At 42.6% G+C, this 21027-nt stretch carries 19 protein-coding genes; 15 read left to right on the top strand and 4 right to left on the bottom strand.

The annotated features are described in order from the left end of the window. Window positions 1–109 precede the first annotated feature (109 nt). Both DIU38_RS18785 and DIU38_RS18780 read right to left on the bottom strand, forming a co-directional pair. On the bottom strand, window positions 110–1441 hold the full coding sequence (locus DIU38_RS18785) for a sensor histidine kinase (protein WP_112651368.1): 1332 nt from the start codon (window positions 1439–1441) through the stop codon (window positions 110–112). A 14-nt stretch (window positions 1442–1455) separates the two neighbouring features. Beyond that, complete coding sequence (locus DIU38_RS18780) at window positions 1456–2133, bottom strand: response regulator transcription factor (RefSeq protein ID WP_091172639.1); 678 nt, start codon at window positions 2131–2133, stop codon at window positions 1456–1458. Between the two features lie 212 nt (window positions 2134–2345). Here DIU38_RS18780 and DIU38_RS18775 point away from each other — a divergent pair, with 212 nt between their 5' ends. Further along, a complete protein-coding gene (locus tag DIU38_RS18775) occupies window positions 2346–3809 on the top strand; it encodes a glycoside hydrolase family 130 protein (RefSeq protein ID WP_112651366.1) in 1464 nt (487 codons plus the stop codon). Between the two features lie 173 nt (window positions 3810–3982). Beyond that, window positions 3983–4651, top strand: coding sequence for a hypothetical protein (locus DIU38_RS18770; protein ID WP_091172635.1), 669 nt, complete (start codon window positions 3983–3985; stop codon window positions 4649–4651). On the opposite strand, the gene DIU38_RS18765 is transcribed toward DIU38_RS18770, so the two are convergent. Further along, window positions 4648–5331 (bottom strand): phosphatase PAP2 family protein, encoded by a 684-nt coding sequence (locus tag DIU38_RS18765; RefSeq protein WP_112651364.1) that lies wholly within the window; start codon window positions 5329–5331, stop codon window positions 4648–4650. The two genes, DIU38_RS18770 and DIU38_RS18765, sit on opposite strands and share 4 nt — an antisense overlap. Before the next feature lie 80 nt (window positions 5332–5411). On the opposite strand from DIU38_RS18765, the gene DIU38_RS18760 reads away from it, so the two are divergent. Both DIU38_RS18760 and DIU38_RS18755 read left to right on the top strand, forming a co-directional pair. Further along, window positions 5412–7346 (top strand): amino acid permease, encoded by a 1935-nt coding sequence (locus DIU38_RS18760; RefSeq protein ID WP_112651362.1) that lies wholly within the window; start codon window positions 5412–5414, stop codon window positions 7344–7346. A gap of 5 nt (window positions 7347–7351) precedes the next feature. Next, on the top strand, window positions 7352–7765 hold the full coding sequence (locus DIU38_RS18755; RefSeq protein WP_243770711.1) for a DUF5655 domain-containing protein: 414 nt from the start codon (window positions 7352–7354) through the stop codon (window positions 7763–7765). A 142-nt stretch (window positions 7766–7907) separates the two neighbouring features. Here the strand turns inward: DIU38_RS18755 and DIU38_RS18750 are convergent, their stop codons facing one another. Continuing rightward, window positions 7908–9857 carry a KUP/HAK/KT family potassium transporter gene (locus tag DIU38_RS18750; RefSeq protein ID WP_090531981.1) on the bottom strand — a complete coding sequence of 650 codons (1950 nt, stop codon included), beginning with the start codon at window positions 9855–9857 and terminating at the stop codon, window positions 7908–7910. 257 nt (window positions 9858–10114) lie between these two features. On the opposite strand from DIU38_RS18750, the gene DIU38_RS18745 reads away from it, so the two are divergent. The 11 genes from DIU38_RS18745 (at window position 10115) to DIU38_RS18695 (ending at window position 20868) form a co-directional block, all read left to right on the top strand. Continuing rightward, the gene (locus DIU38_RS18745) at window positions 10115–10570 is read left to right on the top strand and encodes a T9SS type A sorting domain-containing protein (RefSeq protein WP_176844542.1); all 456 of its coding nucleotides are present in this window, start codon (window positions 10115–10117) and stop codon (window positions 10568–10570) included. 213 nt (window positions 10571–10783) lie between these two features. Then, window positions 10784–11395 (top strand): fumarylacetoacetate hydrolase family protein, encoded by a 612-nt coding sequence (locus tag DIU38_RS18740; RefSeq protein WP_091172625.1) that lies wholly within the window; start codon window positions 10784–10786, stop codon window positions 11393–11395. Window positions 11396–11397: 2 nt separating this feature from the next. After that, on the top strand, window positions 11398–13116 hold the full coding sequence (locus tag DIU38_RS18735; protein ID WP_112651360.1) for a M23 family metallopeptidase: 1719 nt from the start codon (window positions 11398–11400) through the stop codon (window positions 13114–13116). Between the two features lie 15 nt (window positions 13117–13131). Then, window positions 13132–13593 carry a thioredoxin-dependent thiol peroxidase gene (gene bcp / locus DIU38_RS18730; protein WP_112651358.1) on the top strand — a complete coding sequence of 154 codons (462 nt, stop codon included), beginning with the start codon at window positions 13132–13134 and terminating at the stop codon, window positions 13591–13593. A 52-nt stretch (window positions 13594–13645) separates the two neighbouring features. Beyond that, window positions 13646–14491 (top strand): transketolase, encoded by an 846-nt coding sequence (locus DIU38_RS18725; RefSeq protein ID WP_112651356.1) that lies wholly within the window; start codon window positions 13646–13648, stop codon window positions 14489–14491. A gap of 101 nt (window positions 14492–14592) precedes the next feature. Further along, window positions 14593–15558, top strand: a complete 966-nt coding sequence (locus tag DIU38_RS18720; RefSeq protein ID WP_090531969.1) for a transketolase family protein — start codon at window positions 14593–14595, stop codon at window positions 15556–15558. A gap of 31 nt (window positions 15559–15589) precedes the next feature. After that, window positions 15590–16144 carry an RNA polymerase sigma factor gene (locus tag DIU38_RS18715; protein ID WP_090531966.1) on the top strand — a complete coding sequence of 185 codons (555 nt, stop codon included), beginning with the start codon at window positions 15590–15592 and terminating at the stop codon, window positions 16142–16144. 51 nt (window positions 16145–16195) lie between these two features. Next, window positions 16196–17239 carry a hypothetical protein gene (locus tag DIU38_RS18710; protein WP_112651354.1) on the top strand — a complete coding sequence of 348 codons (1044 nt, stop codon included), beginning with the start codon at window positions 16196–16198 and terminating at the stop codon, window positions 17237–17239. A 17-nt stretch (window positions 17240–17256) separates the two neighbouring features. After that, complete coding sequence (locus DIU38_RS18705; RefSeq protein WP_091172619.1) at window positions 17257–17763, top strand: hypothetical protein; 507 nt, start codon at window positions 17257–17259, stop codon at window positions 17761–17763. A 283-nt stretch (window positions 17764–18046) separates the two neighbouring features. Then, entirely contained in the window at window positions 18047–19228 is a 1182-nt protein-coding gene (locus DIU38_RS18700; protein ID WP_112658976.1) for an IS110 family RNA-guided transposase, read from the top strand. A 446-nt stretch (window positions 19229–19674) separates the two neighbouring features. Beyond that, window positions 19675–20868, top strand: a complete 1194-nt coding sequence (locus DIU38_RS18695) for an aspartate aminotransferase family protein (RefSeq protein ID WP_112654820.1) — start codon at window positions 19675–19677, stop codon at window positions 20866–20868. Window positions 20869–21027: the final 159 nt, after the last annotated feature.

The raw sequence follows: 21027 nt of genomic DNA, 5'->3' as shown, positions 1-21027 counted from the left end.
TTCTTGAAAACAAAAAAAGGCCATTCCCATCTGGAAAACGGCCTCTATAGTTAAATAGGGGATCTACTTACAAAATAAACTTTGTAAAGGTATTGATACAAGGTGAAGATTAAGTGAAGTCAAGCTCGCGGTTAAATATGAGATAGATACTGGTACCCCTGTCTTTTACCGAATCTATTTTTACCCGGATGCCATGAAAAGCGGTAATACTTTTCACAATAGCTAAACCAAGGCCATAGCTTTCCTTTTCTTCAGTCTCAAATTTTTCAAAACGGTTAAAAGCGTTTTCTATTTGTTGTTGGTTCATCCCCGCACCTGTATCTGTAATTTCCAGTATATAAACATCTTCCTTCAATTCATCGGCAACGGTAATACTGCCTTTGGGTTTATTGTATTTAATTGCATTGTTTATCAAATTGAACAATAGGGTATGCATTAGGGGGCGGTTACCCATAATGGAGTAGATGTATTTAATGTTATTGTTGAAGGTGAGATGCTTTTCTTCCAAACGGTCTTCCAGTTCTTCCTGTATCTCCATAATTACGCCTGCTATCATCACCACATCGGTCTTGGCATACTGGTTATTTTCAACTTTTGATATTAGCAGCAGGCTATTAATGATAGATTTAAGCCGGTTTAATGTTTTCAGCGAAGCGTGCATTTTGTTTTCGCTGGCTTCGCTGAGTTCTTCCTGCAATAAAATATTCTCCAGCCGCGAGCTGATAATTGATATGGGCGTAAGTAACTCATGCGATACATTGGCAATAAACTGTTTTTCCAGAGCAAACAGGTTACTGATCTTTTTCATGAGTGTGCTGATACTGTCATCAAGCAGTTCGAAATCCTGTGTGGTGGTCTGGATCTTTTCATAATCAAAGTTCATAGGATCATTTACTTTGATCAGCTTGCGGTCGATGATCTTATAAAAGGGGGCAAGCAAAAATTTGGTAAACACCAGATCGCTTACCAGCGTGAGGGCGAGTGCTATTATCAATGTCAAAAGGGTAAACCTTTTAATGATGGATTTTAATTCCTCAACAGAGGTAACCGCTACGCCAATTTCAAGTAAATAGGTATGGTTATTAAAATTAAACTGATGAGTAAGTATGCGATAAGTTTGCGTTACACTTTCATTAGTTCGGATTTCTGTAGTAAACTTTGCTTCTTCGGTAACTGTGGGTTCAAACTTAACCGGTTTTATAATAATAAATTCCTCTTTTAAAATATTGTAGTCCTTATACGTTCTTTGAGTTGATAGATAGCCATTGATCTCTTTTGAACTTAGGTTTTTGAGTATTTCCTTTTCATCATCCTCCAATCTAAGCTCAACATGGTCATAAGAAATTTTTTCGATAGAAAGCAGGATAAGCAGGCCAGTGAAAAGTATAATGGCTAACTTGGTTAACGTATTATAAAGGGCCAGTTTTACCTGTAATTTCATGAGGCTGTTAATTTTCAGATGTTGATACGGTAGCCGATGCTCCTTACGGTTTCAAACCAATCTATAGGAATATATGCCGATAGCTTTTTACGCAGGTTTTTAACGTGCACATCCACAAAGTTAGAGTCGGAATTTATTTCCAATACATCGCCCCAAACATGTTCGGTGAGGTTGGTGCGCGATATTACCCTGTTTTTGTTTAGCACCAGGTAGTTGAAGATCTCGAACTCTTTTTTGGTGAGGGTTATGCGCTCATCGTTGTAAGTAACGGTACGGTTTTGAATGTTGATCTTTAGGCCTTTAACATTGATGTCATTACTCTCCAGGCGGTGTTTGCGGCGGGTGATGGCGTGCATGCGGGCTAATAGCTCGTTTAATGAAAACGGCTTTGCCAGGTAATCGTCGGCACCCTGTTCAAGGCCCGATACCCGGTCGTCAACAGCGCCGCGTGCGGTGAGGATAATTACAGCATCTTCGCGCTCGTTCATGCCTTTCAGCATTTTAAGCAGGTCAAAGCCGTCACCGTCGGGCAAGCCGAGGTCAAGCAGGATAAAGTCATAATTGTTTACGAAAATTTTTTCAGATGCCGATTTTTTGGTGCGGGCATGTTCAACCGTAAAACCTTCGTGGCTTAAAAATTCATCAACCTCAAGCGCAAGGCCTTTTTCGTCTTCAACAATTAGTACGTTCATAATTGTGCATTTACAGGAACTATCAATAAGGGTTACAGGATCAAGATTATTCACGGCAGGCAAAGTACCGTACCGAAGATTAATAAAGTATGAAGATAGGCTTTTATAGCGGCCTGTAAAGTGTCATTTTTTAAATCTTGCGTTTAAATTAAAAAAGCGCAAATCAATTTGCGCCGATTGGTGTTACAAACTAAAAGCTACCACTTCATCGTATGAGACTTTCTATCGAACGCAAACCCATCCGGGTAAATCCAGATCCGAAACGTGTAATAGCAAGATTTTTTTTTAATGGGAACGATCGCGCCAAAGAGGTTATTGAGCGTGTAATGTTAATCAGCGAAGATGATGCTTTTGGCATTGTATCGCCCTTGCTGCAGGAATATTCCAAAAGACACCGTAATATTACCCGGGTGCTCAACAGGCATTGCAGCAAGCTTAAGCCTTTGTTTTTAGAGCTCAATATTGATTTTGATACGCTTACCGTTTACCGCAAGCTGCTCATTGGGTCTTATTTTACGCATGAGTATTCTATTGAATCGGCCGCCTTCTTTAATCCCTCGATAGTTGAAGATCCCGACCAAACTGAGCTTGAAGACGGCCAGCGCAGGGTGATCATCAGCTTCCGGGCGGTAGGCGAGGGGCATATCTCTTCCATAACTTTTCGCCGGGCCTTGATAGATAAGGATAACAACATCAGCATACAACCTGCGGGCAGTTATATTGATGAGGCCGAAATTGTGAGGAATGCCATTTATAATAAAAAGCTTTTTTTTGAAAAAGCTGCCATCACCCAAATTAATATTGATGTTATAAGCGAGCTGGAATCAAAACTCGATCATCATTTTGAGTACGCCAACCTGCGCCGGATCATCATGGATTCGCAAAAACTGCAGGAAGACGACATGAAGCGGCTGGAGTATGATAAAGTGCTTTGGCTTGCAGATTCCTATTATGAAATTGTTTTTTCACTGGATACCGATATTTCCGACAGGGTGATCTTCCCGATATCCGAATATGAACGTAAGGGTATTGAGGATGCCCGTTTTGTACAGTTTACCAACGATGACGGCAGTAAACTGTACTATGCTACTTATACCGCCTATGATGGCTCCCTCATTATGCCTAAGCTGCTGCAAACAACTGATTTTTATAACTTTAAGATCATGCCTTTGTACGGCGCGGGCGCACAGAATAAAAACCTGGCCTTGTTTCCGCGCAAGGTGAACGGCAAGTATGTGATGATATCGCGGATAGACGGCTGCAATAACTATATCATGTATTCGGATAAGATCAATATCTGGGAAAAGCCGGTAATGCTGCAACAGCCTAAATTTAGCTGGGAGTTTGTGCAGATAGGTAATTGCGGCTCGCCGATTGAAACACCCGATGGATGGATCATGATAACCCATGGCGTTGGTCCCATGCGCCGTTATGTGCTGGGTGCAAGTCTGCTTAAACTGGATGACCCAACGGTTGAAATTGGCCGCCTGCGCGAGCCTTTGCTAATCCCCAACAGTGATGAGCGGGAAGGCTATGTACCTAACGTGCTTTATTCATGTGGGGTAATTGTACACAACAATAAACTCATTATTCCATACGGTGTTTCCGACTCGTCAACTGCCTTTGCCGAAGTATGCCTGGATGAGCTTTTGAAAAAGCTTAAAGCCGTTATTTAAGCGCAAAGCCGAAGGTTGAAAGCGAAAAACTTTGTATTTGAAAAGCTTTCAGCCTTGAGCTTTCAGCTTTTAGCTCGTATTTATATTGTTGATTATAAGTCATTTAACTTTCATGTAAATCTCATAATGTATTATTAGTTAAAACTTATTCTTCTTTTTCAAGTTAAATAAATATGAAAAAGATAATTTTAAGCTTAAGCATAATACTGTTTTCGCTTACAGGTTTTAGCCAGGCACTTAAACCTGTAAAGATAGATAGCCTTGTCACGGTTTCATTACCCGAAGGCTTTACTAAAAAGGATACATTAGGCCAGCAGATATACCAGGGTAGTGCATCATTAGGTAATATTCTTGTTTTACGCGTGCCAAACGCTAACACAAAACCTTTAAACAAGGAGAGCGACTTGAAAGATGTATTTAAAACCTACATCAAAGGTATTCAAAAACAATCTGTTAATGGCAGTGTAATGTATCCGCGTGATACCACTATCGGTAAACTGGAAGGAAAGGTATTCACCCTCAGGATTGATAACAGCGGCTCAACCGGTGAATCTCCGGAGTTAAGAAATTTTATCCTGTTATATACCCAGGACGTAACCTACACTTTTGAATATAACTATCCGGAGCAAAGACTTGATCTGGCAAAGGCCGAACTGAAACAATTTTCCAGTTCTATCAAAATCGCACCTACTTTAGATCGCCGCGATCAGTATTTGTCTGACGCAAAAGGCATGTCTGCCCCGGCCAAAATAGGTATTTATGGCGGCGGCGCCGTTATAATACTGATTATCGTGTTAACCGTGATCAAACGTAAAAACAGTCAGTTGGAAGCTGGAGTTTAATTAGCGACAGGGGCTTTTTTGAATACGTTATCGAGCAGGCCCCGGTTCCATTTGGCCGAATTGATGAACTGCTTACCGTCAAGCCATGTTAGCCAAAATATAGTAACAAACACACCAATAGCCGAGCCGGCAAGCACGTCTTCATAAAAGTGCTCGGTTAAATAAATTCTTGAATAGCCAACCATTATGGCAACAAACAAGGCTGGGATTCCCCAGCCTTTGTTTTTACAAAGGTACGTTATGACCAGCGCGGCAGAAAAAGCACTCACCGTATGTCCGGACGGAAAACTGTATTTCTCCAATATATAAACTCCTTCTACGGTATGTACCCTGCTCCACTGGCTGGCAAAGTATAGCTTTGGCCGGGGAGCGATATAAATGTATTTAAGGATTTGTGCCGCGATGGATGTTATGGCATAGCTGGAGGCCATTAACAGCCAGCTGCGGTAGCTGAATAAAAGCATAGCAAGTGATACTATCACCGCTGTGGTGCCGTCGCCGATATCTGTAACATAAGGCTCAATGGTATCAAGCCAGGGGTGGTGCCAACCATTAACCGTAAAAAAAATAGCTTCACGGGTAAATAGCAGTTTGATAGTCAGGCAGGTGGCTAAAAGGATAAGGTAAAGGATAAAAAAAGGGCGGATCCGGTGCAACACGTCTTTTATTCCTATCTTCATGCTGCAAAGTAAGCATATACTTATTCAATGCAAAAAAATGATTAATTTTGAGATTGGTTAGCACTTATTAATTAAACTACATGTCGAAAAGTATCTTTCGTAAAAAGTCGGTAGCAAAAATTTTAAATGATGTTGAATGTGGTTTTAGTGATAGTGAGCATCCCGGTACAACGTCATCCCAACTCAAAAAAGAACTTAACGTAAAAGACCTCACCCTCATGGGGATAGCCGCCGTTGTGGGGGCAGGTATATTTTCTACAATTGGCGAAGCCTCTTTCCACGGCGGCCCTGCGGTTTCCATCCTGTTTATTTTAACCGCTGTTACCTGCGGCTTTTCGGCCCTTTGTTATGCCGAGTTTGCCTCGCGCATCCCGGTTGCGGGTAGTGCGTATACCTACGCTTATGCCTCTTTTGGTGAATTGATAGCATGGATCATTGGCTGGGACCTGTTAATGGAATACGCCATTGGTAACATCGCGGTAGCCATTTCCTGGAGCGAATACTTTGTAAACCTGCTGGAAGGCTTTCATATCCACATGCCCAAGTTTCTGACTATGGACTATGTTTCGGCCCTGCGCGGGCATGAGCAGGTTCAGGCAGCCGGTACAAATCTGGCTGATATCAGTGATAAAGTAAAAGCAGAAGCACTGGCCTGGGATCAGGCGCCGGGCATAGGCGGTTTTAAGCTCATTGCCAATTTACCGGCCCTTTTAATTGTTATCATCATCACTTACCTGGTTTATGTGGGCATCCGCGAAACAAAAAAGGCCACCAATGCGATGGTGGTTTTAAAGATAGTGATTGTTATAGCAGTTATAGTAGTTGGCTTTTTTTATGTAACACCTGCCAACTGGCACCCGTTTATGCCTAACGGTTTCAGTGGCGTTATGAAAGGCGTATCAGGGGTGTTTTTTGCTTATATCGGCTTTGATGCGATCTCAACCACAGCCGAAGAATGTGAAAGGCCCCAGCGCGACCTGCCCCGCGGCATGATCTATTCGCTGGTGATTTGTACAGTATTGTATATCCTGATAGCATTGGTGCTTACCGGCATGGTGAGCTATAAAGACCTGCAGGTTGGTGACCCACTGGCCTTTGTTTTTGCAAAGGTGGGCTTAAATAAGATTAGCTATGTGATCTCCATTAGTGCAGTTGTTGCTACAGCGAGTGTATTGCTGATATTCCAGTTAGGCCAGCCCAGGATCTGGATGAGCATGAGCCGCGATGGTTTATTGCCTAAAGCATTTTCACGTATCCATCCAAAATATCAAACACCTGCCTTTGCCACCGTGGTGACCGGTTTTGTGGTGGCGATACCTGCTTTGTTCATGAACCTTACCGAAGTAACCGATTTGACCAGTATAGGTACCCTGTTTGCATTTGTACTGGTTTGCGGCGGTGTGCTGTTGCTGCCGCGTGAAGAGGCTGTTAAAGGCAAATTCCATTTACCATACGTGAACGGTAAATTTATTATACCAATTATCACACTGGTGATTTTGGGTTCGGTAGCCTGGTTTAAACCGGCCGCGCAGGTTGAAATGATGCAGTTTAAGAAGCTAAAAGACCGTAGCGACATCATTGATAATATGGACAACAATGACGAGCTGAGCCTGCTTAAAACTACCAATCAGCTTTATAACGCTAATGTAACTGCCCAGCCCGACTCGGCTAAAAAATATTTTAAAGATATAGAGGAGGATAAATTCAATACCGCGCTAAGGCAAACTAACGATATCAGCGATGCTAAGAAATATTATCTTGGTTTTGACGGCTTCCTGTATAATTTCCCTAACTATCTTTTCTTTATCCTGATCATCGTAATTGCGGTTTATAGTTTTATTAAAAACTTCTCGCTTATCCCTGTTTTGGGGCTGATGAGCTGCTTTTACCTCATGACCGAGCTTGGCTATACCAACTGGCTTAGGTTTTTGATATGGCTGGTGATTGGCTTAGTGATTTATGCTACCTACAGTTATAAAAACAGCGTGCTGGGTAAAGAAACCAAAGCCGCTTAAAACCTATGTGGAACTGCCCCTTATGCGAACGTGAATTTACCGCTACCAACCAGGTGCATTCATGCCGCGACAGGGAGCTATCGGAAGCGCTAAGCGGCAAAACGGCCCATACCATAGCGCTGTTTGATCATTTGGTTGACGAGTACCTGCAAATTGCCAAAATTAAAGTTTATCCTACCAAAAGCATGATAGCATTGGGAGCAAGGATAAACTTTGCTTATGTTACACAATTAGGTAAAAACTTTATTGATGTGGTATTTCCCTTTAAACAGGTTTATGACGATAACCTGTGCTTCAGCAAAATAAAACAAGTGCCCGGCACCGATCAGTATAATCACTACTTCAGGATGTATTTTAAGGAAGATATTAATGATGAAGTGCGGAAATATATGCGGATGGCCTGGGAAAAAAGTAGATAACTATATAACTATCGCAGTCTTTCAGCCTGTGGGTGGCATAGTATAAGCTTTCAGCTCACACCCTTGAGTTGAAAGCCCGTAGTAGATTGAAAAACAAAAGCCTCCCGTTTCCGGAAGGCTTTCAATATTTAAAAGGGTTCTCTTAATTAACCCGGTGGATCTCTATCGCCTCAGGTATAGCAAGTACCAGCGGTACTTTCTCTACTGTTACAAAACTCAGGTCGAGGCCAAAACCGCGCTCTTCGGATAAGCTCACTTTTTTAAGCTGCTTGTAGTAATCCATTATAAATCTTTCGATGAATGACAGGTTGTGTGAGCGTGAGAAGATCTTTTCGATCACCACAAAACGGAAATCGCCGACAATTTTATGCCTGTTCAGTGACTTGTAGGTACTGGTAATATCAACCTCGCCTTTTTTAACCAGATCTTCTACTACTTTCCTGAATAGCAGGTTTATTTGCTGTTCAACGCGGAAACCGAGCTTAAAGTCAATCCGGATGAGTTTGTTTGGCACTAAATGGTCAACTTCGTATTCGCGTTTGTAAGGTTCGTCCACTACGTCAACGTGTACCAGCCAGTAAACATCGGCACGTTTAGGCTGCTTTTGAAGTATGGAATAAACAATTTTTGATTCAATTTCTGAATTGAAGTTGGCGCTGGTTAAATAAACCAACTGCGAAGCATATTTAGGCACACTTTCATCAGAGCTTAGCTCCTTTATTATATCAAAATAATCTTCTATCTCAACAAACTTCACATATCGGTTCCTGATTTTGCGGGCGGTATGCCATGTCCACATTACGGTGAACAGCACAAAACCGATGGAGAGGGTAAACCAACCACCATCTAAAAACTTGTGCAGGTTACCGGTAAGGAAGGTTCCTTCAATAAGCAGGTAAACCGCCAAAAACGTATTGATGATATAGTTAGGTACTTTTTTGCGTTTCAGGAATTTGGATACCAGTATGGTGGTCATGAGCATGGCTACGGTGATACTTAAACCGTAAGCAGCCTCCATTTTATCCGAGTGTTTGAATATTAGCACCACACCTAAACAACCGGCCCAAAGGAGCCAGTTAACGCTGGGTACATATAACTGTCCTTTTTGCTCGGATGGATAGTTGATCCTAACTTTTGGCCAAAGATTAAGCCTTACAGCTTCGGCAATGAGCGTAAACGAACCTGATATCAGCGCCTGGCTGGCAATGATAGCCGCTACTGTAGCTATGCCGATGCCATATATCAGGAACCATGTTGGCATGATTTGGTAAAAGGGGTTTTGAGCATTAAGGTCCATAACGTGGCCGTTACGCTGTAGCAACCAAACTGCCTGGCCTAAATAGTTTAGGATAAGACAAATTTTTACATACACCCAGCTTACGCGGATATTGGCTTTACCGCAGTGGCCAAGATCGGAGTACAATGCTTCGGCACCTGTGGTACACAGAAACACGGCACCCAATATAATGAAGGCGCCATCGCTTGAACTCGACGTAAGCAATTTAATGGCATAGTACGGGTTTAACGAGCGGATAACCCATGGATCATGTACAATATAGGTAACACCTAAAAAACCCATCATCGTAAACCAGACGAACATGATAGGCCCGAATGCCTTACCTACCAGCGATGTGCCAAATTGCTGTATGATAAATAAAGCAGTAATAATAGCCATTACCACATATACAGTAGGCAAGTTAGGGTAATAGGTCTGCAAACCTTCAATAGCCGATGATATGGTAATTGGTGGGGTGATAATACCATCGGCCAAAAGGGCGCAGCCACCTACAACCGCCGGTATAATAAGCCATTTTGCTTTACGCCGTACTAATGAAAACAGCGAGAAAATGCCGCCTTCGCCCTTGTTATCGGCCCTTAGGGTTATCACCACATACTTTAAAGTAGTTTGCAGGGTTAATGTCCAAAAAATGAGCGAAACACCTCCAAGAATTAATGTTTCTGAAATTTGACGCTGGCCAACTATAGCCTTGAATACGTATAATGGGGAGGTACCAATATCACCGTAAATTATTCCTAAACTGATTAGAAAGCCCGCGGCCGACAGTTTATGCAGATCTTTATGATTTGACACTTTTATGATTTAGAGATGGCAAAAATATTAATTTTTTTGGTTAAACCATTACAATGATTAAACGTATAAGGAAATTATGTGTCTATTATACAATAAGGCTGTGCATTTTGTTAAAATTTGTTAAAAAGTTTTACAAAAACACTAATATTTAATGGGATGAGGGCATTATTTATACTTTTGTAGAATCATACTAAATAATGAGGCGAAATTTTACATATTCTTATGTTTATACCTATACATGGGTCGTGATAATTGCGATGGCAATTTTCGTGAACTTCGCCTTTGTTGCCGATGGTCATTCGCTAAAGTCTGATACCGTGTATCTTAGGGGTAAAACTAAAGCCGCCAAAACGTCTTATTTAAAGAATGGCTTGCACCTTTCGCTTCCTCCATTAAAACCCGCTGTTACTTCAAGTGTAAAATTGAATGTATCCCGGCCCGACGATAAACTACTAAGCGATGTGCAATTGTACCCCAACCCGGTAACCGACCAGATCAATCTTAAATATTCCATTTCGCGCAATGCCAACGTAACCATTAAAATAATGGATGTGCTGGGCAACGATATTTCTACCCTGTTTTCTCAAAGGGTTGAATCCGGCGATCATAATCTGAATTACCCGATCAGCAATAAGCTGGTCCGTGGTTTTTACTTTGTCCGCGTTGTTGCCGGCACCGAATCTGTTATCAAAAGGATTTCGGTTATTAATTAAATTCGATTAAACTTAATTTTTTCATTTTTGACTGCCCCAGCGGGGCATAAGGTTTGTAGCAATTGAATGAACCCCATTTTGGGCGTGCCAGAGGTACGCAACTTGCCTGCGTAAGTTTTACTTGAGGGGAAAGTCAAATTATTAATACAACATTATAAACCTTCCTCCCAAACCCATCAAATTTTTTAGCTTTGGCGATTATAGCGTTCATTTATGAAAATTATTGCCATTGGCCGCAACTACGCCGAACACGCCAAAGAACTCAATAACCCGGTACCCACAACGCCGGTTATCTTCATGAAGCCCGATACGGCCTTATTAAAAGAGAACAAACCTTTTTACCATCCCGATTTTTCGGAAGATGTACACCATGAAATTGAATTGGTTTTGAAGATCAGTAAAGAGGGCAAGCACATCAGCGAAAAATTTGCCGCTAATTATTATGAAGAAATTGGCTTAGGTATTGATTTTACCGCGCGTGATGTTCAGGCACGCCACAAAGAAAAAGGCCTTCCCTGGGAACTGGCTAAAGCCTTTGATGGCTCGGCGCCCGTCAGCACTTTTGTGCCTAAAACCAAGTTTGAATCTGTTTATGATATCAACTTTAAGCTGGATATTAACGGTGAAACCCGTCAGCAGGGCAACACCCGCGACCTGCTTTTCTCTTTTGAGAGCATCATCGCCTTTGTTTCAAAATACATTACCCTAAAAAAGGGCGACCTAATATTTACCGGCACCCCACCAGGTGTATCAAAAGTAAAAATCGGCGACAGACTTGAGGGATACCTCGAAGATGAGAAAATGCTCGATTTTTACGTTAAGTAAGCATGATAAAAAAAATATTGGTTACAGGCGCAATGTGTTTGGCGATTTATTCAAACGCATTTGCTCAAAATATTATACAAAGCAGGGCTTACCCGCAAAACTATTTCAGGTATCCGCTTGATCTTATGCCGCCCACTACAGCCGGTTCATTTGGCGAGTTAAGGCCGTCACATTTCCACTCCGGGCTCGATTTTAAAACCAACCAGCGGACAGGCTACCCTGTATATGCAGCTGCCGAAGGTTACATATCAAGGGTACGTGTACAGTTTGGTGGGTTTGGGAGGGCTATTTATATTACCCATCCCAATGGGTATACTACGGTTTACGGCCATTTGCAAAGCTTTAGCCCGGCGGTTATTGATCTGGTAAAGAAATACCAGTACGAGCACCAAACCTTTGAGGCTGATTTTAATCTTACACCAACACAGGTGCCGGTAAAAAAGGATGAGGTTGTAGCTATTTCAGGAAATGCCGGTGCATCGGCCGGGCCGCATGTGCACTTTGAGATCAGGGACAGTAAAACAGTGGAAACTATCAATGCACAGCTATTTGGTTTAACCATTCCTGATAAAGTGCCGCCTACAATTACCGCTATTGGTATCTATCACCTCAACGGAAAACCGTTCAGTGAAAAAACACCCAGGGAGTTTTTAGGCGTTACGGGCTCAGCAGGTAATTATCATCTCCTTAAACCACAAACGCTGGAACTAAGCGGCAATATCGGATTCGGGATTAATACCAGCGATATGAACAGCACGTCGTTTAATCATAACGGCGTTTATTCAATAGAGCTAAAACTGGATGGCAAAACCGTGTATACCTTTGCGGTTGAACGTTTCGCGTTTGATCAGACCCATGCTATCAATGCGTATATAGATTACCCTGCATTTGAATCATCCCACAGGTGGATGCAGAAATGTTTCATTTTGCCCGGCAGCCGGATTTCATTATATCCGCAATCGGTAAATAACGGCATCATTACGTTTGATGATAACGCGACGCATGATGTGGAGTATATTGTAAAGGATGTGGCTGGCAATACAGCATCGCTTAACCTGAAGGTTAAATCATCTCCGTTTACAAACCCACAGCCTGTAAAACCTACCGGTACTATGTTTTACTATGACAAGCGGAGTGAGTTTAGCAACGACAAAGTGAAAGTGATCATTATGCCGGGCAATTTGTATGATGATCTGGATTTTCAATATTCGACTTCGGCTAAACCTGCAGGGGCTTATTCGGCTATGCACCATATCCATAACCGTTTAACCCCTATTCATGACAGCTATGAAATTTGGATCAAACCCGATGTTGACCTGGGTAAGTACACTGATAAGGCGGTTATTGTAAGTTCATGGGGCGGCTGCCAGGGCGGTTACTTTAAAGATGGCTATGTGATATCGCAGGTGAGCGCCTTTGGCGACTATTATATCAAGGTAGATACGGTAGCCCCGGTTATTCGCCCGCTCAATATCAAAAATGAGAGCAATATGAAGGCTGCCCGCAGTATTAATTTCAGGATGAGTGATAATTTATCAGGAATTAAGAGCTATACAGGAACAATTGATGGCAAATGGGTGCTGATGGAGCACGATTATAAAAGTAAAATATTAAGTTACACCTTTAATAGCGATATTGCACCCGGTAAACACGTGTTTAAGTTGACTTTAGTTGATAACAAGAATAATTTTTCGGAATTTTCCGCCGATTTTTCCAGATAAGTACCTAAATAAGCCATGACAACATTAAAAGAAGGCGATAAAGCTCCTGCTTTTACCGCTAAAGATCAAAACGGCAAAGAAGTATCCCTTGCCGATTACAAAGGGAAAAATGTGATCCTTTACTTTTATCCTAAAGATGATACCCCCGGCTGTACTGCCGAATCATGCGATTTCAGGGATAACTATCAATCGCTTTTAAGCAAAGGTTTTGAGGTGATAGGGGTAAGTACCGACGATGAAAAATCACACAAAAAATTTGAAACTAAATATAGCCTGCCATTTACCCTGATAGCCGATAATGAGCTTAAAATTGTTGAAACTTACGGTGTATGGGTTGAAAAAAACATGTATGGCAAAAAATATATGGGTACAGCCCGTACCACATTTATAATTGATGCAGAAGGGGTTATTACGCATGTGATCAGTAAGGTTGATACTAAGGCCTCGTCACAACAGGTGCTCGATCTTGTAAAATAAGTGTTAAAAACACAATCAAAATAGCTACTTTAGCAGTTCCTAAATTCCATTAATGAAAGCAGACTTACAAACATTAGAAAAAACCGCGTCACAAATCAGGCGCGACATTGTACGCATGGTACATGGCTGTCAATCAGGCCACCCGGGCGGCTCATTGGGCTGTACCGATTTCTTTACCGCATTGTATTTTTCGGTAATGGACCACGATCCTAAATTTAATATGGATGCAGTTGGCGAAGATATTTTCTTCCTGTCAAACGGCCATATTTCCCCCGTGTTTTACAGCACATTGGCACATGCCGGTTATTTTGATAAAGCCGAACTGGCAACTTTCCGTAAACTGAACGCGCGTTTACAAGGTCACCCAACCACACATGAGCATCTTCCGGGCATCCGTATTGCTTCGGGTTCATTAGGCCAGGGTTTATCGGTAGCTATCGGCGCTGCATTGGCAAAAAAATTAAACGGTGATAAATCATTGGTGTTTACCCTGCATGGCGATGGCGAAATCCAGGAAGGCCAGATTTGGGAAGCTGCGATGTTTGCCCCGCACAATCATGTTGATAACCTGATCTCAACTATCGATGTTAACGGTCAGCAAATTGATGGTCCAACCAAACAGGTACTTTCATTAGGCGATCTTCGCGCTAAATGGGAAGCTTTTGGCTGGGATGTATTGGATATGAAAGGTAACGATATGGCCGATGTGGTTAGAGTGCTTGAAGAAGCAAAAAGCCGCACAGGTCAGGGTAAACCGATCATGATCCTGATGCATACCGAAATGGGCTACGGTGTCGATTTTATGGTAGGCAGCCACAAATGGCACGGTGTTGCGCCAAATGATGAGCAGCTTAAACTGGCGTTAGATCAGTTAGAGGAAACACTGGGCGATTATTAATTCACCCCCTCCGGCTCCCCCAAAGGGGGAGAGTTAAAGACATCAATTTTATTATTACGATTTAATGCCAATCCCTCTCGATTGCAGGGGGAATTTGAACAATGAAAAAATACACTTACACAGATAAAAAAGATACCCGCTCGGGCTTTGGCGCCGGGTTGCTGGAAGCAGGCCAGAAAAATGACCAGGTTGTTGCACTTTGCGCCGACCTTATTGGTTCGTTAAAAATGAACGATTTTATTAAAGCATTCCCTGAGCGTTTTGTACAGGTAGGTATTGCCGAAGCTAACATGATCGGTATTGCTGCGGGTATGACCATCGGCGGTAAAATCCCTTTTACCGGTACTTTTGCCAACTTTTCAACTGGCAGGGTTTATGATCAGATCCGCCAGTCGGTAGCTTATTCAAACAAAAACGTTAAAATTTGCGCTTCACACGCCGGTTTAACTTTGGGCGAAGACGGTGCTACCCACCAGATTTTGGAAGATATAGGCCTGATGAAAATGTTACCAGGCATGACTGTTATCAACACCTGCGATTACAACCAAACTAAAGCTGCTACTGTTGCTATAGCTGAGTATGACGGCCCGGTTTACTTACGTTTCGGCCGCCCGGTTGTTCCGATCTTTACCGATCCCGATCAAAAATTTGAAATTGGTAAAGCATGGATGGTGAACGAAGGCGCTGATGTAAGTATCTTTGCTACAGGTCACCTGGTATGGCAGGCTATCCTTGCAGGCGAAATTTTAGCTGAGCAGGGTATCGATGCCGAAATCATCAACATCCACACCATTAAACCGTTGGATGAAGAGGCTATTTTGAAATCGGTTGCCAAAACAGGCTGCGTAGTTACTGCCGAAGAGCATAACCGTTTGGGTGGCTTAGGCGATAGCGTTGCCCAGGTGCTTGCAGTGCACAATCCATCACCACAGGAGTACGTAGCTGTAAATGACAGCTTTGGCGAAAGCGGTACACCTGAACAGCTGATGACCAAATACGGCCTGGATGCAGATCATATTGTGGCAGCGGTGAAAAAGGTGATAGAAAGAAAAAACAAAAAAGGTTAATTAAACCTTTAACATTAATAAAATTCTAAAAATGTCGGTACAGGTTGAAGATTCAGAGATATTAAGCAAGTTTCAGGACGAAAAAACCCGGAATGAGGCATTTAACCTGTTGTTGAAAAAGTACCAGCAAAAAATATACTGGCACATCAGGCGCATGGTTGTTGATCATGACGATGCTGATGATTTGGTTCAGGATGTTTTTGTAAAGGTTTGGAAAAACCTGGCTGGTTTCAGAAACGACGCGCAACTGTACACCTGGATGTACAGGATAGCATCCAACGAATGCATTACTTTTTTGAATAAGAAAAAACAAAAAAATAATGTTTCGTTGGATGATGTTGCTTATGAGCTGGCCGATACACTGGCCGACTCAACCTATTTTAACGGCGATGCGGCGCAGCGTAAGCTACAGGAAGCACTGCTTACCCTGCCCGAAAAACAACGGCTTGTTTTCAATATGAAATATTATGAAGACATGAAGTATGAAGAAATGTCGCAGGTTTTGGGTACCAGCGTGGGGGCTTTAAAGGCTTCGTTTCATCTGGCAGTCAAGAAGATAGAAGCTCATTTGCTTGGCAGGGATTAATTTTTTAATTTACGTTAAACCTTTTAGCACTATACCAATCTATAGTTGTGTATGAAAAGCGATATGGACAATAGGGAATGGCTGGATGATTTCATCGCACTGAAACAGGTTAGCAAAACTAACCCGTTCACAGTGCCTGAAGGCTATTTCCATGAGTTAGCGCAGCACATTACAACACGTATAAGGCTTGAGGGATTAAAAAACTATCCATCTGCAGGGTATACCATACCCGAAAATTACTTTGACGAGCTAAGCAGCAACATCCGGAGCCGTATAAATATTGAGCGTGCTTTTAGCGCCGGTGATTCGGGGTTTACCGTTCCCGAAAATTATTTTGATGAGCTGAGCAGCAATATTCAAAGCCGTATTGTGGTGGATGAAGCCATGAATGCGGGAGAGGGCTTCACGGTGCCCGAAAACTATTTTGACGAGTTAAGCAGCAATATCCAAAGCCGCATAGCGGTGGAGGAGGTCATGAACCTGGCTGATGAAGGCTTCACCGTACCCGAAAATTACTTTGATGAACTGAGCAGCAACATCCAAATCCGTATAGCGGTTGAGGAAGCCATGGGCGATGAAGGGTTTACTGTTCCTGAAAATTATTTTGAGGAGCTAAGTGCCAATATTCAAAGCCGCATAGCAGTTGAGGAAGCAGTAAATGCCGAGCACGAAGGCTTTGTTGTACCGATAGATTACTTTGATAAGCTTAACCAGCGTATCCTGGATAAAACAGTTAATGCTGAAGTTGAAGAGGAGCAGGAGATTGATAATGTTATAAGCATTAACAAAGCAAAACCTGTACAGAAAAAAGGAATGGTGAGGAGGCTTTGGTTGTCGCCAACCATCAGGTATGCTACAGCGGCCTGCTTTGCTTTAATATTAGGTGTGGGTGTTATTTTCAGGGGAGATATCCAGGCGCCGGATCATAACCATTCTTACTTGCATGAGCAGGTATCATCGGTACCGGTTGATGAAATAAAAAGCTATCTTCAGTTACATATGGATGCAGGCGATACCCGTACACTGATAGATGCAAACCAAAAAAGCAACGCAAGTAATGCAGACGAAGATCTGTCGGATTATATAGATAATTAAACAGAGGAAAAAATTTAATGAGTAAATTGATCAGGCATATTTGTATTGTGTTATTTGTTATGGCAATAGGCTATGAAGCTGTGGGGCAGGTTAACCGCTTTGTTCCGGCTCAAACGCCCTCAAGGCCCCAACTTAACCCGGTACGTCCTAATGGCAACAAAAAGGGCGCTATGGGTAAGAGGCTTGAGGCTGCCCGTAACAGGTATATCAGCCGCCAGCTTGATCTTACCGATGAAGAGGCTAACAAATTTTGGCCGCTTTATAATCAGTACCAGCAGGAACTTACTGCTGTGCGCATTCTGAAGCGTTTAAATAACTCTACTTCATCAACCAACGGCACCGAGCAAATAGATAAGGAGATCTATTACGAAAGCCAGCTGGTTGGGATCCGTAAACGCTACCGCGATTCCTTTGCCAAGATCCTTCCGCCCGAAAAGGTGAGTGTCCTGTACAAAAGCGAACAGGAATTTAACGATGAGCTCATCAAACAACTCAGCGAACGCAGCGAGAGAGCGGGGAATTAGGGGTAGTGATTAGAGGTTGGAGTTTAGAGATTAGGTTTCTTTTCTTCCTAATAAATCAAGATCATTTTAAAAATACGTTTACAGATGGATTTTCGTCCATCTGTTTTAGTTTATCTTTGTCGGTAAATCTAAGTAGGTCATCATTGCGGACCTAAGACTTACGAAGTAATTATGTAAGAAAAGCATAGCGCAGAGTATGCGGTCATCCTCTTTTGGAGGGCCGAAATTTAATTTAGAGGCGATAACTTTAAGTTTCGCAAAATAACAATTAAATAACCGCGCTATGCCAAAAACAAAATTGCAAAATGGGAATGACTTTAGTGGTCAGAAATTTTATGTTGGACTTGATGTTCACAAAAAATCATGGGCAGTAACGATCCGGAGCCTTGGGATTGAGGTATCCCATTTTAGCCAGGATCCGGGAGCAGAGCGATTGGATGCTTATTTACAGCGGGAGTTTCCCGGAGGGGATTATTATTCAGCGTATGAAGCGGGCTTTTGTGGCACGGAAGCCCACGGGCAACTATGTAAGCTCGGAATAAAGAACATCATTGTACACGCAGCGGATATTCCCACAACAGACAAGCAAAAGAAGAATAAAACAGATCTTCACGACAGCCGGGCACTTGCAGACCATTTGGAGCGGGGCAATTTAAAAGGGATCTATGTACTCAACCAGGATCAACAGGAATTAAGGAGCCTGTTTCGGATGACGGAAAGCAAGGTTATTGACGTAACCAGGGCAAACAACAGGCTCAAAAGCTTTTTGATGTATTATAGTATAAAGCTACCCGAGACCATCTCAAAAAACGAGTTTTTATCGGGTAAGGCGCTGGCCTGGCTGAACATTGAGCTGGGTAGTTCGCCTGGCACGTTTACCTTACAGCAATATATAGAAGAGTTAAAATATCAGCGGAAGCAATTATTCCAAATAACGAAATCCCTGCGGTTGCAGATTCAGTCCTTGCATAAGGAAACTTATACGAACCTGTTGACAGTTCCGGGCATCGGTGCAATTACAGCAATGGGATTACTGGTAGAGATAGCTGATTTCAGTCGTTTCGAAGCGCCGGACAAATACGCCAGCTTTCTTGGTTTATGCCCATGGGAGGATAGTTCAGGTCCGGTTATTAAAACCAAAGGTGTGCAGCCACGCTGCAATGGTCACTTGCGTCCATTACTGGTAGAAGCATCATGGAAAGCGATAGCTAAATCCCGCTCATTGTTTGCTTATTACAGCAAACATGCAAACAAAAGTGGTAAAAAGGCGATCATTAAAGTAGCACGTAAACTGGCTATGATAGCCAAAGGGGTTGCCACAAGCGGACAGCCCTACAAAGAAGATTATTTAAAGAATAAACAAAACGAAAAGGGCCTGAAAGCTGAAAGGTTTTCTTTAGGCATGACAGAACAGCATATAAACAAACAGCCAGGCAGTGGACTACGAATAGAAATGCCTGGCTGATATGCTTTATCCGGCTGTAATATCCCTGGCAGGTTGCTCCTCAGCAGAGCCCGCTTCCGTTTCTTACAGCATACTAAATTTATTAAAAAAGAGTTTCAGTAACAAAAAGCATCTCAGATCAACATTAAAGAGGAAAACGCACATTTGAAAACTGTATTTAATTACATTACGAAGTATTCGTACCTCTTTTAAATTCACACAATTACTGGCGGCATTGATCGCACATAGCAGTTTGAGTCTTTTTAATTACTGAAAATAAAACTATAACTTTATGTGAATCGAAAAATCTCATACATCTTTGCTATGCTTTTCTACATAGCAGTTTTTAAAACTTCGTAAGTCTGGGTTCTATTACTCGTCATTGCGAGGTACGAAGCAATCCCCGATTAGCAGAGCTCTCGCAATGACGGTTTGGATTTTAACAATTTTGAATACAACTTAAAAACATGCCAACTCTTCGCCAACTCTTTCTTGCCAATAACGCCCAAACTACCAACTTTCCCTTATTGCTTGAATTTGAGCGTGCCGAAGGTATTTACATGTATAATAGCGAAGGCAAAGCATTTATCGATCTGATCTCAGGCATCGGTGTAAGTAGCTTAGGCCACAGCAACCCTTATGTTATTGAGGCTATTAAACAGCAGGTTGATAAATACATGCACCTGATGGTGTACGGCGAGTATGTACAAACCCCGCAGGTGCGCTTTGCCGAAAAGCTTGTTTCGGTATTACCGGCGCCCCTCCAATCGGTATATTTTACCAACTCGGGTGCCGAGGCCGTCGAGGGGGCATTAAAGCTTGCCAAGCGTTTTACAGGCAGGCAGCAGATTGTGGCTTGTCTTAACTCATATCATGGCAGCACACATGGCGCATTGAGTGTTATGGGCAATGAGGAGTTTAAACAGGCTTATCGTCCTTTATTACCGGGCGTAAATTTTATCCGTTTTAATAATCCGGAAGATCTTATGCTGATAACTGAAGAAACCGCCTGCGTGATTATCGAAACCATCCAGGGTGAGGCCGGCATCCGTGTGCCGGATCTTACCTATATACAGGCCTTACGTGCCCGTTGTACCGAAACCGGTACGCTGTTGATCCTCGATGAGATCCAGGCGGCGTTTGGACGCACAGGCAAGCTTTTCGCATTTGAGCATTTTGATATCGTACCAGATATCCTGTTACTGGCAAAAGCTTTAGGCGGTGGGATGCCGATAGGGGCGTTTATTTCATCAAACCAGATTATGGACGCGTTGAAAGAAAACCCGATCCTTGGCCATATCACTACCTTTGGCGGGCACCCGGTATGTTGCGCGGCAGGCTTGGCTGCGCTGGAGTTTCTGCTGGATAACAATCTGGCAGCTGCCGTGGCCGAAAAGGAAGCTTTGTTTCGGAACTTGCTTGTACACACCGCTATACAACAGGTACGCGGTAAAGGCCTTATGATGGCTATCGAACTGGAAAACTTCGAGCTCAATAAAAAGATAATTGACCGTTGTATTGAAAACGGGGTAATAACCGACTGGTTTTTACATTGCAGCAACTCTATGCGTTTGGCGCCTCCTTTGATCATTACCCACGACGAGATCAGGAAAGCTTGCGATGTAATTATAGAAGCGATTGATTTCTATACTAATAAATAAAATATAATGCCTCGTTGTCATACGAACGAGGAGAAACCTTGTATGATATGCTAAGCGAACTATGCAGGTTGAATTTGCGTGGCGTATAAATTTTCGCTTTCGCCCCGGCGCGCAATCCGATCTCAGCTGTATAATTTGCTATTCCTCCTGAAATGTAAC

This window comes from Mucilaginibacter metallidurans, from assembly GCF_003286435.2.
GTDB lineage: Bacteria > Bacteroidota > Bacteroidia > Sphingobacteriales > Sphingobacteriaceae > Mucilaginibacter > Mucilaginibacter gossypii.
Note: the sequence above shows the minus strand (reverse complement) of the source record. Positions and strands in the feature narration are given on the sequence as shown.

Bases quoted from the DNA above. Each gene is read 5' to 3' on its own strand.
- DIU38_RS18735 (WP_112651360.1), top strand. From the start codon at position 11,398: ATGATAAAAAAAATATTGGTTACAGGCGCAATGTGTTTGGCGATTTAT.
- DIU38_RS18710 (WP_112651354.1), top strand. From the start codon at position 16,196: ATGAAAAGCGATATGGACAATAGGGAATGGCTGGATGATTTCATCGCA.
- DIU38_RS18740 (WP_091172625.1), top strand. From the start codon at position 10,784: ATGAAAATTATTGCCATTGGCCGCAACTACGCCGAACACGCCAAAGAA.
- DIU38_RS18760 (WP_112651362.1), top strand. From the start codon at position 5,412: ATGTCGAAAAGTATCTTTCGTAAAAAGTCGGTAGCAAAAATTTTAAAT.
- DIU38_RS18775 (WP_112651366.1), top strand. From the start codon at position 2,346: ATGAGACTTTCTATCGAACGCAAACCCATCCGGGTAAATCCAGATCCG.
- DIU38_RS18725 (WP_112651356.1), top strand. From the start codon at position 13,646: ATGAAAGCAGACTTACAAACATTAGAAAAAACCGCGTCACAAATCAGG.
- DIU38_RS18765 (WP_112651364.1), bottom strand. From the start codon at position 5,331: ATGAAGATAGGAATAAAAGACGTGTTGCACCGGATCCGCCCTTTTTTT.
- DIU38_RS18720 (WP_090531969.1), top strand. From the start codon at position 14,593: ATGAAAAAATACACTTACACAGATAAAAAAGATACCCGCTCGGGCTTT.
- DIU38_RS18715 (WP_090531966.1), top strand. From the start codon at position 15,590: ATGTCGGTACAGGTTGAAGATTCAGAGATATTAAGCAAGTTTCAGGAC.
- DIU38_RS18705 (WP_091172619.1), top strand. From the start codon at position 17,257: ATGAGTAAATTGATCAGGCATATTTGTATTGTGTTATTTGTTATGGCA.
- DIU38_RS18745 (WP_176844542.1), top strand. From the start codon at position 10,115: ATGGCAATTTTCGTGAACTTCGCCTTTGTTGCCGATGGTCATTCGCTA.
- DIU38_RS18770 (WP_091172635.1), top strand. From the start codon at position 3,983: ATGAAAAAGATAATTTTAAGCTTAAGCATAATACTGTTTTCGCTTACA.
- DIU38_RS18695 (WP_112654820.1), top strand. From the start codon at position 19,675: ATGCCAACTCTTCGCCAACTCTTTCTTGCCAATAACGCCCAAACTACC.
- DIU38_RS18755 (WP_243770711.1), top strand. From the start codon at position 7,352: ATGTGGAACTGCCCCTTATGCGAACGTGAATTTACCGCTACCAACCAG.
- DIU38_RS18785 (WP_112651368.1), bottom strand. From the start codon at position 1,441: ATGAAATTACAGGTAAAACTGGCCCTTTATAATACGTTAACCAAGTTA.
- DIU38_RS18700 (WP_112658976.1), top strand. From the start codon at position 18,047: ATGCCAAAAACAAAATTGCAAAATGGGAATGACTTTAGTGGTCAGAAA.
- bcp (WP_112651358.1), top strand. From the start codon at position 13,132: ATGACAACATTAAAAGAAGGCGATAAAGCTCCTGCTTTTACCGCTAAA.
- DIU38_RS18780 (WP_091172639.1), bottom strand. From the start codon at position 2,133: ATGAACGTACTAATTGTTGAAGACGAAAAAGGCCTTGCGCTTGAGGTT.